This is a genomic window from Achromobacter spanius (assembly GCF_003994415.1).
Lineage (GTDB): Bacteria > Pseudomonadota > Gammaproteobacteria > Burkholderiales > Burkholderiaceae_B > Achromobacter > Achromobacter spanius_C.
Window position 1 is genome coordinate 3,611,638 of the sequence record NZ_CP034689.1, and the last position, 14,923, is coordinate 3,626,560.

The 14,923-nt window shown below is 64.2% G+C and carries 17 protein-coding genes; 11 read left to right on the plus strand and 6 right to left on the minus strand.

The window, feature by feature from the left end:
• Positions 1-152: 152 nt before the first annotated feature.
• The 3 genes from ELS24_RS16415 to ELS24_RS31725 form a co-directional block, all read right to left on the minus strand.
• On the minus strand, positions 153-428 hold the full coding sequence (locus ELS24_RS16415; protein ID WP_127184715.1) for a hypothetical protein: 276 nt from the start codon (positions 426-428) through the stop codon (positions 153-155).
• A 338-nt stretch (positions 429-766) separates the two neighbouring features.
• Complete coding sequence (locus tag ELS24_RS16420; protein ID WP_127184716.1) at positions 767-1,087, minus strand: pentapeptide repeat-containing protein; 321 nt, start codon at positions 1,085-1,087, stop codon at positions 767-769.
• Positions 1,088-1,104: 17 nt separating this feature from the next.
• The gene (locus ELS24_RS31725; protein WP_083447374.1) at positions 1,105-1,203 is read right to left on the minus strand and encodes a pentapeptide repeat-containing protein; all 99 of its coding nucleotides are present in this window, start codon (positions 1,201-1,203) and stop codon (positions 1,105-1,107) included.
• Positions 1,204-1,456: 253 nt separating this feature from the next.
• On the opposite strand from ELS24_RS31725, the gene ELS24_RS16430 reads away from it, so the two are divergent.
• Positions 1,457-2,305 (plus strand): CPBP family intramembrane glutamic endopeptidase, encoded by an 849-nt coding sequence (locus ELS24_RS16430; RefSeq protein ID WP_127184717.1) that lies wholly within the window; start codon positions 1,457-1,459, stop codon positions 2,303-2,305.
• 49 nt (positions 2,306-2,354) lie between these two features.
• Here ELS24_RS16430 and ELS24_RS16435 read toward each other — a convergent pair whose 3' ends face one another.
• From ELS24_RS16435 to arfB, 3 genes are all read right to left on the minus strand, one after another.
• On the minus strand, positions 2,355-3,407 hold the full coding sequence (locus ELS24_RS16435; RefSeq protein WP_050446991.1) for an alkene reductase: 1,053 nt from the start codon (positions 3,405-3,407) through the stop codon (positions 2,355-2,357).
• A 94-nt stretch (positions 3,408-3,501) separates the two neighbouring features.
• On the minus strand, positions 3,502-3,855 hold the full coding sequence (locus ELS24_RS16440) for an ArsR/SmtB family transcription factor (protein WP_050446992.1): 354 nt from the start codon (positions 3,853-3,855) through the stop codon (positions 3,502-3,504).
• 81 nt (positions 3,856-3,936) lie between these two features.
• A complete protein-coding gene (gene arfB, locus ELS24_RS16445) occupies positions 3,937-4,353 on the minus strand; it encodes an alternative ribosome rescue aminoacyl-tRNA hydrolase ArfB (protein WP_050446993.1) in 417 nt (138 codons plus the stop codon).
• Positions 4,354-4,429: 76 nt separating this feature from the next.
• Here arfB and queE point away from each other — a divergent pair, with 76 nt between their 5' ends.
• The 10 genes from queE (at position 4,430) to ELS24_RS16495 (ending at position 14,923) form a co-directional block, all read left to right on the plus strand.
• Positions 4,430-5,062 (plus strand): 7-carboxy-7-deazaguanine synthase, encoded by a 633-nt coding sequence (queE, locus tag ELS24_RS16450; protein WP_050446994.1) that lies wholly within the window; start codon positions 4,430-4,432, stop codon positions 5,060-5,062.
• A gap of 28 nt (positions 5,063-5,090) precedes the next feature.
• Positions 5,091-5,534 (plus strand): 6-carboxytetrahydropterin synthase QueD, encoded by a 444-nt coding sequence (gene queD, locus ELS24_RS16455; protein WP_050446995.1) that lies wholly within the window; start codon positions 5,091-5,093, stop codon positions 5,532-5,534.
• 361 nt (positions 5,535-5,895) lie between these two features.
• Complete coding sequence (locus ELS24_RS16460; protein ID WP_127184718.1) at positions 5,896-6,381, plus strand: MarR family winged helix-turn-helix transcriptional regulator; 486 nt, start codon at positions 5,896-5,898, stop codon at positions 6,379-6,381.
• Positions 6,378-8,441, plus strand: coding sequence for an FUSC family protein (locus tag ELS24_RS16465; protein ID WP_127184719.1), 2,064 nt, complete (start codon positions 6,378-6,380; stop codon positions 8,439-8,441). The genes ELS24_RS16460 and ELS24_RS16465 overlap by 4 nt, the downstream gene beginning before the upstream one ends.
• Positions 8,438-8,650 (plus strand): DUF1656 domain-containing protein, encoded by a 213-nt coding sequence (locus ELS24_RS16470; RefSeq protein ID WP_127184720.1) that lies wholly within the window; start codon positions 8,438-8,440, stop codon positions 8,648-8,650. The genes ELS24_RS16465 and ELS24_RS16470 overlap by 4 nt, the downstream gene beginning before the upstream one ends.
• A gap of 2 nt (positions 8,651-8,652) precedes the next feature.
• Positions 8,653-9,531 (plus strand): efflux RND transporter periplasmic adaptor subunit, encoded by an 879-nt coding sequence (locus tag ELS24_RS16475; RefSeq protein WP_127184721.1) that lies wholly within the window; start codon positions 8,653-8,655, stop codon positions 9,529-9,531.
• Complete coding sequence (locus tag ELS24_RS16480) at positions 9,528-10,955, plus strand: efflux transporter outer membrane subunit (RefSeq protein ID WP_127184722.1); 1,428 nt, start codon at positions 9,528-9,530, stop codon at positions 10,953-10,955. Before ELS24_RS16475 ends, ELS24_RS16480 begins: the two co-directional genes overlap by 4 nt.
• Before the next feature lie 250 nt (positions 10,956-11,205).
• Complete coding sequence (locus tag ELS24_RS16485; RefSeq protein ID WP_127184723.1) at positions 11,206-12,111, plus strand: hypothetical protein; 906 nt, start codon at positions 11,206-11,208, stop codon at positions 12,109-12,111.
• Positions 12,112-12,155: 44 nt separating this feature from the next.
• Positions 12,156-13,883 carry a thiamine pyrophosphate-binding protein gene (locus tag ELS24_RS16490; RefSeq protein WP_127184724.1) on the plus strand — a complete coding sequence of 576 codons (1,728 nt, stop codon included), beginning with the start codon at positions 12,156-12,158 and terminating at the stop codon, positions 13,881-13,883.
• A gap of 62 nt (positions 13,884-13,945) precedes the next feature.
• The gene (locus ELS24_RS16495; protein WP_127184725.1) at positions 13,946-14,923 is read left to right on the plus strand and encodes a Bug family tripartite tricarboxylate transporter substrate binding protein; all 978 of its coding nucleotides are present in this window, start codon (positions 13,946-13,948) and stop codon (positions 14,921-14,923) included.

Genomic DNA, 14,923 nt, shown 5'->3' on the forward strand with positions numbered 1-14,923 from the left:
ATACAGTACTGAGTCGTCGGAGATCGTTCCTTAGCGGCCAACCCGAGTCTGCCATTGAGTGGCCGCGCTGGGGCTATCAATGTAGGAATACCCACTCGGAATCGGGCCTCCGCTATCGTGGGAAACGATAGAGCTCTGAATCTGCCCGGAACTCACTTGCTTTCCTTGCGTACGTCAGGCTCGCTGGCCTGAGTTGGCTTTCTTTCGGCCAGCCATTCCGGCGGATATGGCGGCTTATCAAATGGGCGAATTTTTAAAACATAAGCTTGCGCGGAGTAGCCACCAAAAGCCCCAATACCCAAACCCACGATATACAACCACCCGGTGTGCCAGTGATACAGATCGATCAACAGCATCCACACCCCTACAAAAGCGCAAATCAGAACATATACGTAGCGCAAATGACCGTCGCGGACTGCATATTTCATAAATAATTCTTCTAGTCTATGCTTCACTTCGCGCACCTTGATTTCAATTACTCGCCAATTTCATTAAGCTCTGCGGCGCGATCCCATATATGGCGTGGGCCTTAGCTCGATATTCGCCAGACTTGGCATCATACAGACGAATGACTACGCGCACGTTCGGTGAATATTGCTGATAGCCGGCAAATTCATTGGGATCATTGACCTAACCCACCCTCAGTGCAGTCGATAGACAGTCTATTCAGACTATTTATGCTGATGTCCATTTAATAACTTCCTATATACCTAGGTGGTATGGAAACGATATACCTCTACCGCTGTGCTGGACCCGCGCGATATATCTATGGCATTTTTTTGGACCCTGCCTCTCCCGGATCGGGGTTTGACGGCCAAATAGTGTTTTCGTCATCAGGCGCACCATGCCATGATGCATCTTCCGCATTTTTTACTCTAACGTCTGCCCCAACAAGCTTCGTCCTTTCCAGACTGGCAAAACGAACATCTAAGTTGCAAAGCGTTGCCCCCGTAAAATCTCCATTTGAAAAATCAGCACAAATCGCAATTGCGTTTGTAAAATCGGAGTTTCTGGCAATCACACGCATGAAGTATGAATTGATAAGCCAGGCTTCCACCATTTTCACGCCAGACAGTTTGGATCCCACAAACCCAATATCCTGAATTAAGAACGGGAAAAATCGGCGGCCTGCAAATCCATATCATCAAACATCAAGCGATGGAAGTTCGCGCCACGAAAATCTGCCCGAACCAAGGCATCCATATTCAGAGCAAGTCACTTGCCCGTTTGATATTTAAGAACAATCAATGCCCCCCCAAAATCTGCAGAATCAAATTCCGACACCTTAAATAGGATCCAGGTGCGCCGCCCCAAGGTGGGGCCGGACAGGGTGACGGGCATTTCGCCGCCGCTGCGGCATGGTCGCCTGAAAGCAAAAAAATGAAAAGCCGCGCGCTGGGACGAACCGCCATGCGCGCTTACACTTTGCGCTCCAAGTTTTGCGCCCGCTTGCCTGATGACCTTGCTGAGCCCCTGGCCCCCGTTATTTCTTGCCGCCGCCCTGCTCTGGCCCCCCGCAACGCGGCGCTGGGCGCTGGCGCCGTTGATGCTTGCCTGGGCGTGGGGCTGGGCCGATGGCGTGATAGACCCCGTGGCGTTCGTCGCGCCGGCGCTGCTGGTGTTGGCGGCGGCCTGGGTGCGGCCGGGGTCTGGTGATGCCGTGCGGATGGCCGGCCACGGCTTGTTCCTGCTTCTAGCCGCAGCGCTCTTCCTGCATCTGCTGCCGGGCTTTCACAACCCGCTGGTGATTGCGCCCGCCCCGCTGAGCGCGGACGCCGTGGCGTTTGGCATGTATCTGAACCTGGACAAGCCGCTGGTTGCCTTCTGGGTGATCTTAGCCCTGGCCCCGCCCATGTCGGGCGTCGACCTGCGGCGCACGGTGCTGGCGGCCAGCCTGGCTTGCGGCGCGGCGGTGCTGGCCTGCCTGGGCATTGCGCTGGCGTTGGGCGTGGTGGGCTGGGCGCCCAAGTGGCCGGACTCGGGCTGGATCTGGCTCATCAACAATGCGTTGCTGGTCACGCTGGCTGAAGAAGCGCTGTTTCGCGGCTATGTGCAGCAGCAGTTGGCCACGCGCTGGCGGCATCATCCCTGGGGCGCCTGGGCCGCGCTGGGCGTGGCTGCGGTGCTGTTCGGGCTGGCGCATTTTGCGGGCGGCTGGCAATGGATGTTGCTGGCCGCCATCGCCGGCGCCGCCTATGGCGTGGCTTACCGCTACGGCGGACTGGCGGCGGCGGTGCTGGCGCATCTGGGCTTGAACGCCGCGCACTTCGGTTTATTTACCTACCCGATGCGCGCGGTGTTCTAGCGTGACGTTCTGGTGCGCAGCCGCGCCGTATTCCCGCACGGCAGGTGGCTTACGCCAGCGCCGGATAGTCGGTGTACCCCGTCGGACCCTGCGCGTAGAACGTGGACGGTTCGGGCTTGTTCAGCTCGGCGTTCAATTCAAACCGGCGCGCCAGATCGGGGTTGGCGATGTAGGGCACGCCAAACGCCACGGCGTCGGCGCGGCCGGCCTTGATGGCGGCTTCGGCCGATTCCCGCGTGTAGCCCTCGTTGCCGATGTAGACGCCGCCAAAGGCCGCCTTCAAGCGCGGGCCCAGGCTGTCTTCCGCTTCACGCTCGCGCACGCAAAGAAAGGCGATGCCGCGCTTGCCCAGTTCGGTGGCCACATACAGGAAGGTGGTGGCCAGATCGGAATCGCCCATGGTGTGAATATCGCCGCGCGGCGACAGGTGCACGCCCACGCGGTCCGCGCCCCAGACGGCCACGCACGCATCCACCACTTCCAGCAGCAGGCGGGCGCGGTTTTCCAGCGATCCGCCGTATTGGTCGGTGCGCTGGTTGGTGCTGTCTTGCAAGAACTGATCCAGCAGGTAGCCGTTGGCGGCGTGCACTTCCACGCCGTCGAAACCCGCTTCCATGGCCATTTGCGCGCCATGGCGGTAGGCCTCGACCACGCCAGGCAGCTCGGCCGTTTCCAGCGCGCGCGGGGTGACGTAGGCACGCTTGGGACGCACATGGCTGACATGGCCGCCGGCCGCGATGGCGCTGGGCGCAACGGGCAGTTCGCCGTTCAGGAAGATGGGGTCGGAAATGCGGCCCACGTGCCAAAGCTGGGCCGCGATCAGGCCGCCTTTTTCGTGGACGGCGGCGGTCACTTTGCGCCAGCCCTTCACTTGTTCGGTGGACCACAGGCCGGGAGTGTCGGCGTAGCCCACGCCTTGCGGGGTCACGGCGGTGGCTTCGGTCAAGATCAGGCCCGCGCCGGCGCGCTGGGTGTAGTACTCGACCATCAAATCATTGGGAACGCGGCCTTCGCTGGCGCGTTGGCGCGTCAAGGGGGCCATGACAATGCGGTTGCGCAGCGTCAGCGCGCCAACGCGCAGGGGTTCAAACAGGGTGCTCATGCAAAGTCCTTCCGCCCCGGGGCGATGGGGCGCGATGTGCAGCGGCATACAAGGTGGCGTAGTGCGGTGTGGGGGGCACACGCCTGCCGGCTGACTACATATCCTGGTTCAACTGCCGCAGGAACGCGGCAATCGTGGCTTCATTGCGACGGAAAAAGACCCACTGCCCCACTTTGGTCGACGTAATCAGGCCCGCGCGTTGCAAGACGGCCAGGTGCGAAGACACGGTCGACTGCGACAGCCCGCAGCGGTCATCGATGTGGCCCGCGCACACCCCATGTTCAAAGGAGTGGCCCGGACGTTCCTCGAAATACGCATGCGGCGTCTTCAGCCATGCAAGGATGTCACGCCGCACCGGATTGGCCAGCGCCTTGATGATGGCGTCGGTATCAATCCCGGGTTCTGCGCCGGTCTGATCGGAGGACGAAGCGGAAGCGGAGCGAGTCATATTTGTATATCGCAATTTATCGAATCTTAAATCGAAAGTATTCGATATATAGTCATGCCCCTGAGGACAACGAGGTTTTGCCTAGTCGCCTTGCACCTTCCCACGCAGACGCTTGACCTCGCCGTGCAGGACTTTGCGTTGCACGCGGCGGCGTTGGGAAGATCGTGTGGGCTTGGTGGCGCGGCGCGGCTTGTCGACCTGGATGGCGTTGCGAACCATGGTCACCAGCCGTTCGATGGCTTCGGCCCGGTTTTTCTCCTGGCTGCGAAACGACTGCGACTTGATGACAATAACGCCCTCTTTCGAGATGCGGTGATCGCTCAGGGCGCACACGGCGTCCTGCACCTCGGGCGGCAGGCGTGAAGCCCGCACGTCAAAGCGCAGGTGGACGGCGCTGGACACCTTGTTGACGTTCTGGCCGCCCGCGCCCTGGGCGCGGATCATGCTGAACGTCAGGTCGCGTTCGTCGATATACAGGGAATCTTGGACATGAAACATAGGGCGGGAGTCTATACCAAGTAAAATAATCCGCTTTTGCCCGATTTTCGCGGCGCCTCCGGCCGCCAGCAACCTTATGACCTACTCCGCCAAAGAAATTTTCAAGACCCTGCAAGGCGAAGGCGCCCACGCAGGCCGCGCGGCGGTATTTTGCCGGTTTGCGGGCTGTAACCTCTGGACCGGCCGCGAAAGCGACCGCGCCAGCGCCGCCTGCACGTTCTGCGACACCGACTTCATCGGCACCGATGGCGAAGGCGGCGGCAAGTTCGCCACGGCCGACCTCTTGGCCGACACCATCGCCACCACCTGGGGCCCGGGCACGCAAGACCGCTACGTGGTCTTCACGGGCGGCGAACCCCTGCTGCAACTGGACGCGGCGCTGCTCACCGCCATCCATGCGCGCGGCTTCACCGTTGCCATTGAAACCAATGGCACCGTCAAGCCGCCCGCCGGCATCGACTGGATCTGCGTCAGCCCCAAGGGCACGGCGCCGCTGGTCATCGAACGCGGCGACGAGTTAAAGCTGGTCTACCCCCAGTTGAACGCCTTGCCCGAGACCTTCGCCCACCTGGATTTCGAGCATTTTTTCCTGCAACCCATGGACGGCCCCGCGCGCGTGGCCAACACCGAGCGTGCCGTTCAGTACTGTATGCAGCATCCGCAATGGCGGCTGAGTTTGCAGACCCATAAATACATAGGCATTCCATGATGACCCCCCACGCGCGGCGGATCGCGCGATGATTTCCGTTACCCGCAGGCTGGAATTCGACGCCGGCCACCGTATCCCCGATCACCGCAGCCAATGCCGCAATCTGCATGGCCACCGCTATGTGCTTGAAATCACCCTGACGGGCGACGTGGTGCAAGCCCCCGGCGAATCCGACAACGGCATGTTGATGGATTTTTCCGAGATCAAGCACATCGCCAAGACCCACATCGTGGACGTCTGGGACCATGCTTTCCTGGTGTACGAAGGCGACGCCGCCGTGCGCGGCTTTTTGGACACCCTGCCCGACCACAAGACCGTGGTGCTGGACCGCATTCCCACGGCGGAAAACCTGGCCAAGATCGTGTTCGACACGCTGGCGCCGCACTACCACGGCCACTACGGCGCCGACCTGCGCCTGTCCCGCGTACGCTTGTACGAAACCCCGAATTGCTGGGCAGACTGCAACGGCTGAGGGTTGGCGGCGAGATGGGCCGCGGATAGATCGCGGATGGATCCCCCCATCGTAGGATGGGTGCAGCGCGCAAGAAAAGGCACAAGAACCCAATTGCCGTTCGCGCGAAACCCATCAATCAACCCCGGAACCCGAAATAATCCGGCCACATCCTGGCGGTGGTTCGATGGGTTACGCGCGATCAACGGAGGCGTCCTTGCCACGGGTCATTTCGCGCTGCACCCATCCTACGTGCCTTGCCGCGTGATCAGTACAGCGCGCGCAAGAAAAGACACAAGAACCCACCGATTAAAAATTCCTATCGACCCATTCGGCACATTCAATCATTAGTAAGCTAATAGATAGGATACAATCGATTTCCATGAACCCTCCTTCAGACTCCCAACTCATGGCCACCACCGCTCACTTGATGGTGCTGTCGCGTGCCTATCGCGGGGCGGCTGACAAAGCCCTGGCCGACTACGGTTTATCGCAAGCCACCGCCTGGCCCGTCATCCTGGCCGGACGCCTGGGCGACGGCGTACGCCAAGGCGCGTTGGCCGAGGCGCTGGGCGTCGAAGGCCCCTCCCTGGTTCGCGTGCTTGACCAACTCGTCGCCGCCAGCCTGATGGAACGCCGCGAAGACGCCCATGACCGCCGCGCCAAGACCCTGCACCTGACCGACGCCGGCCATGCCTTGCGCGCCCAGGTTGAAGACGTGCTGGTGGAACTGCGCCGGCGCTTGTTCAGCGGCGTCAGCGAAGCCGACCTGCAAGCCTGCCTGCGCGTCTTCGACGCCTTGAATGTGTCCTTGGGACGCGGCGCGGCCAGCGCGCAGCCACAGCAGCAACAGGACAACGCATCGTGAAATTGCCCAACGTCCGCGAAACCCTTTTTTCGCTCAAGAGCTACCTAAGCGCCATCATGGCGCTTTATCTGGCCTACAGCATGGGTTTGCCGCGTCCGTTCTGGGCGATGACCACCGCCTACGTCGTGGCGCAACCTTGGTCTGGCGCCGTGCGTTCCAAAGCGCTGTACCGGCTGGTGGGCACCTTTGCCGGGTCGGCCGCCACCGTCTACCTGGTGCCGCGCCTGTCGAATTCACCCGTCATCATGACCGCTGCCATGGTGCTGTGGGTGGGCGTCTGCCTGTATATGTCGGTGCTGGACCGCACGCCGCGTTCGTACCTCTTCATGCTGGCGGGCTACACCGCCGCCATGATCGGCTTTCCCAGCGTGACCGACCCGTCGTTGGTCTTCGACACCGCGCTTGCCCGCGTCGAGGAAATCACCCTGGGCATCGTCTGCGCCACGCTGGTCCACAGCATTGTGCTGCCGCGTGGACTGGCGCCTGCCTTGACGCTGCAACTGGACAAGGCCGTGCGCGACGCTCGCAACTGGATGCACGACACGCTTAGCGGCAAGACCGCCGAACAGCGCGACCGCGACCGCCGCGTGCTGGCCAACGACATCACCCAATTGCGGCTCTTGTCCACCCATGTGCCGTTCGACACCAGCAACCTGCGCTGGACGTCCGGCGCCGTGCGCGCCATGCAGGACCAGATTTCAGCATTGACGCCAGCGGTGTCGGCCGTGGAAGACCGCCTGCGGGCGCTTCAGGCCAATGACCAAGCGTTGCCCGAACCCGTGTCCGCGCTGCTGAACGATATATCGGAATGGATCAATGCTGGCGCCCAGGCTTCGCACGACACCGCCGTAGCATTGCGTGCCGCCGTATCGCGGCTGACCCCCGCCATCGACAGCCATTCCCCCTGGCGCGACGCGCTGCTGGCCAGCCTGATGACGCGGCTGCGCGAGTTGATCGACACCTATGACGAATGCCTGGCCCTGCGCCGCGAAATCCACGCCGGCTTGGCGGGCGCACCACAACGGGCTTCGGCACATAAAGCCCACGCTGCCCGCGACCCCAACGCCGCGCTGCACCGCGACCATGGCATGGCGCTGCTGTCCGCGCTGGCCGCGGGTGTGGCCATTTCGGTGTGCTGCGCGTTCTGGATCGGCACGGCCTGGAGCAACGGCGCCACCGCCGCGTTGATGGCCGCCATCTTCAGCTGCTTCTTTGCGTCGCAAGACAACCCCGTGCCGGGCATCATGCAGTTTCTGACGTACACGGTGTATTCGATTCCGCTGTCGGCGCTGTACCTGCTGGGGATCATGCCGGCCATCCATTCCTTTGAAATGCTGGCCCTGGCGATGCTGCCCACCGCCTTCGTGCTGGGCATTTTCATTGCGCGGCCCGCCAGCACCGGCAAGGGCATGGCGATGCTGTTCGGTTTTCTGGGCACCATGGCGCTGCAAGACACCCACACCGCCAACGTGGTGTCGTTCATCGACACGCAGGTGGCGCAGTGCATGGGCGTGGCCACCGCCGCCATCATTGCCGCCGTGTTCCGCACCGTCAGCGTCGACTGGAGCGCCCGCCGCATCCAGGCCGCCAACTGGAAGGAACTGGCGACGCTGGCCGCCTCGCCGCGCGCGCCGTCGCGCCACACCTACACCGCCCGCATGCTGGACCGCATCGGCCTGTTGCAACCGCGCCTGGCGCTGGCCCAGCGGCCCGATGACCTGGTGGCCGCCGATGCGCTGAAAGACCTGCGCGTGGGCCGTGACATTACCGAATTGCAGCGCGCCCGCCGCCATCTGCCGATGGCCGAGGCCACCATCCAACCCGTGCTGACCAGCCTGGCGCAGTTCTTCCGCGCCCGCTCGGCGTGGCGCGTCGGCGAAAAAACGCCCGAGTTCCTGGCGCAGATCGACCGCGCACTGTGCAGCGTGGCCGCCACGCCGCAAGGCCTGGCCGCCCGTGACCGCGCGGTGGTGGCGCTGGTGGGCATCCGCCGTGCCTTCTTTCCCGACGCCCCCGACTACCAACCCGCCCATCCCGCCATGGAGGGCCACGCATCATGATCGGTGAATTCAATTTCTACGGCATTTACTTCCCCTGGCTGCTGGTGCTGGGCGTCGTCACGCTCGGCGTGGCCTGGGCGGTGCGCCGCGTGCTGGCCCGCGCCGGCCTGTACCGCCTGGTATGGCACCCCGCGCTGTTTGATCTGGCGCTGTTCGTGGTGCTGCTGTATGGCGTGTCCCTGATTTCCCCATATTTTTTACAGAGATAGGTATGAAACTCCCCAACGCCCTTCGCCCTGCTGCTATCGGCAAGTTCGCGGTGACGGCCATCGTCGTCGCCGCCGCCGCTTACGCCGGCTGGCAGCTTTGGGTGCACTATGAAGTTGAACCCTGGACGCGCGATGGCCGCGTCAAGGCCTATGTGGTGCAGGTGGCGCCCGACGTCTCGGGCCTGGTGACGAGCGTGCCCGTGCACGACAACCAGGACGTGAAGGCCGGCGACCTGCTGTTTGAAATCGACCGCGCCCGCTTCCAGTTGGCGTTCGACCAAGCGCAGGCAGCTGTGCGATCGCAGCAAGTGGCGCACGACCAGGCGCTGCGCGACGCCAAGCGCAACCGTTCGCTGGGCCAACTGGTGGCTGCCGAAGCGGTCGAGCAAAGCCAGACCAAGGTGCAGCAGACCGAAGCCGCGCTGGCGCAGGCGCAAGTGCAACTGAACACCGCGCGCCTGAACCTGGAACGCAGCCGCGTGCTGGCCGTAAGCGACGGCCGCATTACCAACCTGGACTTGCGCGCGGGTTCCTACGCCACCGCCGGGCGCGGTGTAATGGCTTTGGTCGACGCCGGCAGCTTCTACGTGGAAGGCTATTTTGAAGAAACCAAGCTGCCTGGCATCCACGAAGGCGCCCCCGTCACGGTGACGCTGATGGGCGATACGCACCACATCCGTGGCCATGTGGAAAGCATCGCCATGGGCATTGCCGATCGCGACCGCAGCACGGGCGCCAATCTGCTGCCCAACGTGAACCCCACCTTCAACTGGGTGCGCCTGGCCCAACGCATTCCGGTGCGCGTGAAGATCGACGCCGTGCCCGACGGCGTGCGCCTGGTCGCTGGCCAAACGGCCACCGTGTCGGTGGACCCGGCATGAACGCCCGGCACTTTCTACCCCCGCTGTTGGCTGTGGCGATAGCGCTGGCCGGCTGCACCACCGTGGGCCCGGACTATCAAACGCCCGCCGGGTCCGCCGTGCAACGGCCCAGCGCGCAAGGCGCCTTCATCGAAGCGCAGCCCGGCGTGTATCAGCAAGAGCCGGTAGCCGGGCACTGGTGGCGGCTGTATAACGACCCGGTGCTGGACGGCCTGATCGACAAGGCCCTGTCGGCCAACACCGACCTGCGCGTGGCCAGCGCCAACCTGGAACGCGCGCAGGCCGCCGTGCAGGAGTCCCAGGCGCAGCAGCAGCCCAGCATCGGCGTGAACGCATCGCCCACCTTTGGCCACGTATCGGGCTTGCAGGAACTGCAACCGGGCGTCAACCCGCCCAGCCGCTGGTCGTATTCCACCGGCGCCAGCGTGTCGTACCAACTGGACCTGTTCGGCCAGATTCGCCGCGCCATCGAAGCCGCCAGCGGCGACGCCCAGGCTGCGCAAGCCGCCTACGACGCCACCCGCGTCACCGTCGCGGCCGAAACCGCGCGCGCCTACGCCAATATGTGCGCGGCGGGCATGCAGTTGGCCTCGGCCCAGCATTCGGTGCAGGTGCAAAAAGAATCGCTGGATGCCGTCAGCCGCTTGCAACGCGCCGGCCGTGGCACCACGCTGGACGTCACGCGCGCGCGCAGCCAGCTTGAACAGTTGCAGGCCAACCTGCCGCCGTTCCAGGCGCAGCAGCGCACGGCGCTGTACCGTCTGGCCACGCTGACGGGGCAGACGCCGAACGACATACCCGCGTCGCTGCTGCAATGCGCCGCCGCGCCGCGCCTGACCCGCACCATTCCCGTGGGCGACGGCGCCGCGCTGTTGCGCCGCCGGCCCGACATCCGCCAGGCCGAGCGCACCTTGGCCGCGTCCACCGCCCGCATCGGCGTGGCCACCGCCGACCTGTACCCCAAGGTCACGCTGGGTTTGTCCGCCGCGTCGGGCGGCCCCGCCGCCATGTTGGGCGATCGGGGCACCTTCAGCTGGAGCGTGGGTCCGCTGATCTCGTGGACGATTCCGAACACGGGCGCGGTGCAGGCCCGCATTGCCCAGGCCGAAGCCAACACCAAGGCCGCCGTGGCGCGCTTTGATGCCACCGTGTTGAATGCGCTGCGCGAAACCGAAAGCGCGCTGGTGGTCTACGCGCGGCAACTGGATCGCGACGCCGCCTTGCGCGCCGCCCGCGACCAAAGCGCCGAAGCCGCCTCGCAAGCGCGGCGGCTATTCCAGTACGGCAAGACCGACTACCTGACCGTGCTGGACGCCGAACGCACGCTGGCCAGCAATGAGAGTGCACTGGCGGCCTCGCAAGCCGAACTCAGCAACGACCAGATCGCGGTGTTTCTGGCGCTGGGCGGTGGCTGGGAAGACTAGCCAGCGGATGCCCCGCATCGGCGCCCCTACGCGGGGCGCTTTTTTTTTGCTTGGCGTTTGACGCTTCAGTTTCTTTTCGCGGCCTCTTTGCTAAATCCATTTCCATAATATGGATGCCGCATTGCGGTGCATGTTTCCCGGCCCTTAGAATAATTCCGAGACAAATCAGTTGAAACCAATTGAGCGCAAATGCTCAACGCCGTCCGCAGGCACACATGGCCGGCAAACGCACAAAACAAAAATCCATAATATGGAATACACAGAACGCGTCGACGCACGAGTGCTCGACAGCATTACCAAGCTTGGCGACGCGGATATCGGCCGGGTCGTGATCGCGGGATCCCATGGCGGCCGCTATGCGGCTTATTGCGCCGCCCGGGGTCGGGTTCACGCCGTGGTGCTCAACGATGCGGGCGTGGGCTGGCAAGAAGCCGGCATCGCAGGCCTGCAAGACCTGGAACTCTGGGGCGTGCCCGCCGCCACGGCCGATTACCGCAGTTGCCGCATCGGCGACGGCGCCGACATGCTGCGCCGTGGCGTCATCAGCCATTCCAACCCGCTGGCTCAGGCCTTGGGTTGCCAGGCCGGCATGCGCGTTGCCGAATGCGCCGCGCTTTTGGGTCAGTCTTTGGGTCAGTCTTTGGGTCAGTCTTTGGGTCAGTCTTTGGGTCACCCTTTGCACCAATCCTCTTCACCGCATTCCCCAGCACGGCCCGCACCGCCCGCCGAGCGCGAAGAATCCCGCATGGTGCTGCGCACCGCCGCCGACGGCACGCCGTGCGTCATCGGCGTGGACTCGGTGTCGCTGCTGGACGAACGCGACAACGGCCTGATTGCCGTCACGGCATCGCATGGCGAGCGCCTGGCCGGGCTGCCGACCGACGGCGTCAAGGCCACGCCCAGGCTGGTGACGTTCAACGACGCGGGCATGGGCCAGGACGGCGCGGGCGTCGGCCGCCTGCCGCTGCTGCAACAGCGTGGCATTGCGGCATTGACGGTGTCGGCCCATAGCGCCTGCATTGGCGACGCCAGATCCTGCTACGACGAGGGCGTGATTTCCTGCGCGAACGCGCGCGCCCGCGAACTCGGCTGCCGTGTCGGCACGCCATTGAAGACCTTTATCGACGCCCTCTTGAACGGGCGCGTCAATCAATAGAACCGATCACTAAAACAAACACGAGAAACGAGGAGCACATCCGCATGTCGGAAAAACTGGAAATCACAGGCGGCGAGGCCATCGCCCGCATGTTCGCCGCGCATGACGTCGGCCTGATGTTCGGCATGGGCGGCTTTCAACTGCTGCCCTTCTACGACGCCGTGCGGCGCTTGAAGCTGAATCACAACCTGATCAACGACGAGCGCTGCGCCGTGTTCGCGGCAGACGCCTACACCAAGGTCAGCGGGCGGCCCGGCGTGTGCGACGCCACCTTGGGGCCGGGCGCCACCAATCTGGTCACCGGCCTGGCCGAAGCCTTCAACGCCGGCACGCCGCTGGTGGCGCTGGTGGGCGATTCGCACCGCCTGCATTCGTGGAAGAACATGACGCAGGAAGCGCGCCAGCTTGAAGTGCTGCGCCCCGTGGTCAAGGACGTGCTGCGCGTGGAGATGATCGAGCGCATTCCCGAACTGGTGCGTCGCGCCTTCGCGGTGGCCACCAGCGGCCGCCCCGGCCCCGTGGTGCTGGACGTGCCCGAAGACATCGCGCACGCCATCCACGCCTTTGACGCCGACGAGTTCTATTCCAGCGCCAACGCCCGCCGCGCCCCCGCGTTGCGCTGCCGCCCCGCCGCCGATGACCTGGCCCAAGCCGCCAGCATGTTGGCCGGCGCCGCGCGCCCCCTGATGCTGTGTGGCGGCGGCGTGCACATCAGCGAGGCCGCCTTGGCCGTCGAAGCCTTCGCGCGCCGCTTCAACATCCCCGTGGCGCACACCATGAGCGGCAAGGGCGCCATTGCTTGCAGCGACCCGCTGAACGCCGGCCTCTTCGGCCGCTATAGCCGCATCGCCAACGACCTGATCGCCAAGGCCGACTGCCTGTTCGTCGTCGGCTGCAAGCTGGGTGAAGTGGCCACCCGGCGCTATGACCTGCTGAACGCGGGCGTGCCGGTCATTCATCTGGACATCGTGGCCGAAGAGTTCGACCGCACCACCACCCCTGCCCTGCGGCTATGGGGCGACGCGCGCGCCACGCTTGAAGAATTGGGCGAACGCATGGCGGCGCAAGCCTCGCAAGCCGACCGCCAGGCATACGCGGATGAAGTCGGGCAAGCCATGCACGCCTGGCGCGAATCCGTGCAGGGCAAGCTGACGTCTTCCGACAGCCCCATCGGCATGGCGCGCCTGATGCATGAGATCAACGCCACGCTGCCCGAAGACGGCATCCTGGTGGCCGACGGCGGCTTTGCGGCGCATTGGGGCGGCCTGCTGTTTGACACCAAGCGCGCGGGCCGGGGCTTTGTGCCCGACCGCGGCTTTGCCTCCATCGGCTACGGCATTCCGGGTGCAATCGGCGCCGCCGCCGCCGCGCCCGGGCGGCAAGTCGTCAGCCTGACGGGTGACGGTGGCTGCAATATGTCGCTGGGTGAATTGGAAACGGCGGTGCGCATGGGCCTGGCCTTCACGCTGGTGGTGGTGAACAACGCGGCGTCGGGCTATATCAAGGCGTTGCAACACCTGATGTACGGTGGCGGCAACTATCAATCATCCGATCTGGTGGAAACCAACTACGCCAACGTAGCGCGCGCGCTGGGCTGCAACGGCATCCGCGTGGAAGACCCCGCCGACATCAAGGCGGCCCTGGCCAGCGCCTACGCCTGCAAGGACCGCCCCACCATCCTGGACGTCGTGGTCACGCGCGACCCGGCACACATGTTGCCGGGCGTGGACAGCCGCGCCGCCAAGATCAAGCCGGGCGACCGCATCGCCTGATATCAGTCAGCAACTACAACAACGACAACACGCACAACAAACCAAAGCGAGGAGACAACACCATGAAGAGAAGAACCTGGATGAACTTGGCGGCCGCAACGCTGGCCCTGTCGCTGACGGGCGCCGCCACGGCGCAAGGCAGCTACCCCGACCGCCCCATTCGCCTGATCGTGCCCTTTCCACCGGGCGGCACGTCCGACGTGGTGGGCCGCATCTTTGCCGAGGCGCTGGGCAAGCAGTTGGGCCAGACGGTGGTCGTGGAAAACCGGGGCGGCGCGGGCGGCACCGTCGGCACGCGCGCGGTGGCGTCCGCCGCGCCCGACGGCTACACGCTGCTGCTGGGCACATCCAGCACCAACGGCACCAATTCGGCGGTGTACAAGAACCTGTCTTACGACGCCGTGAAAGACTTCACGCCGGTCACGCAGATCATCCGCGTGCCGGGCGTGATTGTGGTCAACAAGGATTTCCCGGCCAAGGACTACGCGCAATTCTTCGCGCTGGTCAAAGGCGCGCCGGGCAAGTATTCGTATGCGTCCTCGGGCAATGGCGGCGCCACGCACATGGCCATGGAGTACTACAAGTCGCTGTCGGGGCTGGACATGATGCATGTACCGTATCGCGGCACCGGCCCGGCATTGAACGACGTCATCGCAGGCCAGGTACCCATCTTGTGGGACACGGCGGCGTCGTCCATGGCGCACATCCAGTCGGGCAATTTGCGGGCGATCGTGGTGGCGGCCAAGACGCGCTTGCCGCAACTGCCCGACGTACCCACCTTCGCGGAAATGGGCCTGCCTGACTACGACGCCGAAATGTGGAATGGCCTGCTGGCCCCAGCCGGCCTGCCCAAGGACGTGCTGGCCAAGCTGAGCGACGCATCGCGCAAGGCCCTGGCGGACCCGGACGTGCAGGCCAAGTATGCGGGCGTGGGCGCCTATGTGGTGGCCGACACGCCCGAGGAGTTTGGCGCGATGATCAAAGCCGACGTGGCCAAGTGGAAGAAGGTGGCCGACTTCGCCAACATCTCGGTGCAATAG

Excerpts from the sequence above, each read along its gene's own strand:
- ELS24_RS16475 (WP_127184721.1), top strand. The coding sequence starts at position 8,653 with ATGAAACTCCCCAACGCCCTTCGCCCTGCTGCTATCGGCAAGTTCGCG.
- ELS24_RS16430 (WP_127184717.1), top strand. The coding sequence starts at position 1,457 with ATGACCTTGCTGAGCCCCTGGCCCCCGTTATTTCTTGCCGCCGCCCTG.
- ELS24_RS16470 (WP_127184720.1), top strand. The coding sequence starts at position 8,438 with ATGATCGGTGAATTCAATTTCTACGGCATTTACTTCCCCTGGCTGCTG.
- arfB (WP_050446993.1), bottom strand. The coding sequence starts at position 4,353 with ATGTTTCATGTCCAAGATTCCCTGTATATCGACGAACGCGACCTGACG.
- ELS24_RS31725 (WP_083447374.1), bottom strand. The coding sequence starts at position 1,203 with ATGGATGCCTTGGTTCGGGCAGATTTTCGTGGCGCGAACTTCCATCGC.
- ELS24_RS16480 (WP_127184722.1), top strand. The coding sequence starts at position 9,528 with ATGAACGCCCGGCACTTTCTACCCCCGCTGTTGGCTGTGGCGATAGCG.
- queE (WP_050446994.1), top strand. The coding sequence starts at position 4,430 with ATGACCTACTCCGCCAAAGAAATTTTCAAGACCCTGCAAGGCGAAGGC.
- ELS24_RS16495 (WP_127184725.1), top strand. The coding sequence starts at position 13,946 with ATGAAGAGAAGAACCTGGATGAACTTGGCGGCCGCAACGCTGGCCCTG.
- ELS24_RS16460 (WP_127184718.1), top strand. The coding sequence starts at position 5,896 with ATGAACCCTCCTTCAGACTCCCAACTCATGGCCACCACCGCTCACTTG.
- ELS24_RS16485 (WP_127184723.1), top strand. The coding sequence starts at position 11,206 with ATGGAATACACAGAACGCGTCGACGCACGAGTGCTCGACAGCATTACC.
- queD (WP_050446995.1), top strand. The coding sequence starts at position 5,091 with ATGATTTCCGTTACCCGCAGGCTGGAATTCGACGCCGGCCACCGTATC.
- ELS24_RS16435 (WP_050446991.1), bottom strand. The coding sequence starts at position 3,407 with ATGAGCACCCTGTTTGAACCCCTGCGCGTTGGCGCGCTGACGCTGCGC.
- ELS24_RS16415 (WP_127184715.1), bottom strand. The coding sequence starts at position 428 with ATGAAATATGCAGTCCGCGACGGTCATTTGCGCTACGTATATGTTCTG.
- ELS24_RS16440 (WP_050446992.1), bottom strand. The coding sequence starts at position 3,855 with ATGACTCGCTCCGCTTCCGCTTCGTCCTCCGATCAGACCGGCGCAGAA.
- ELS24_RS16490 (WP_127184724.1), top strand. The coding sequence starts at position 12,156 with ATGTCGGAAAAACTGGAAATCACAGGCGGCGAGGCCATCGCCCGCATG.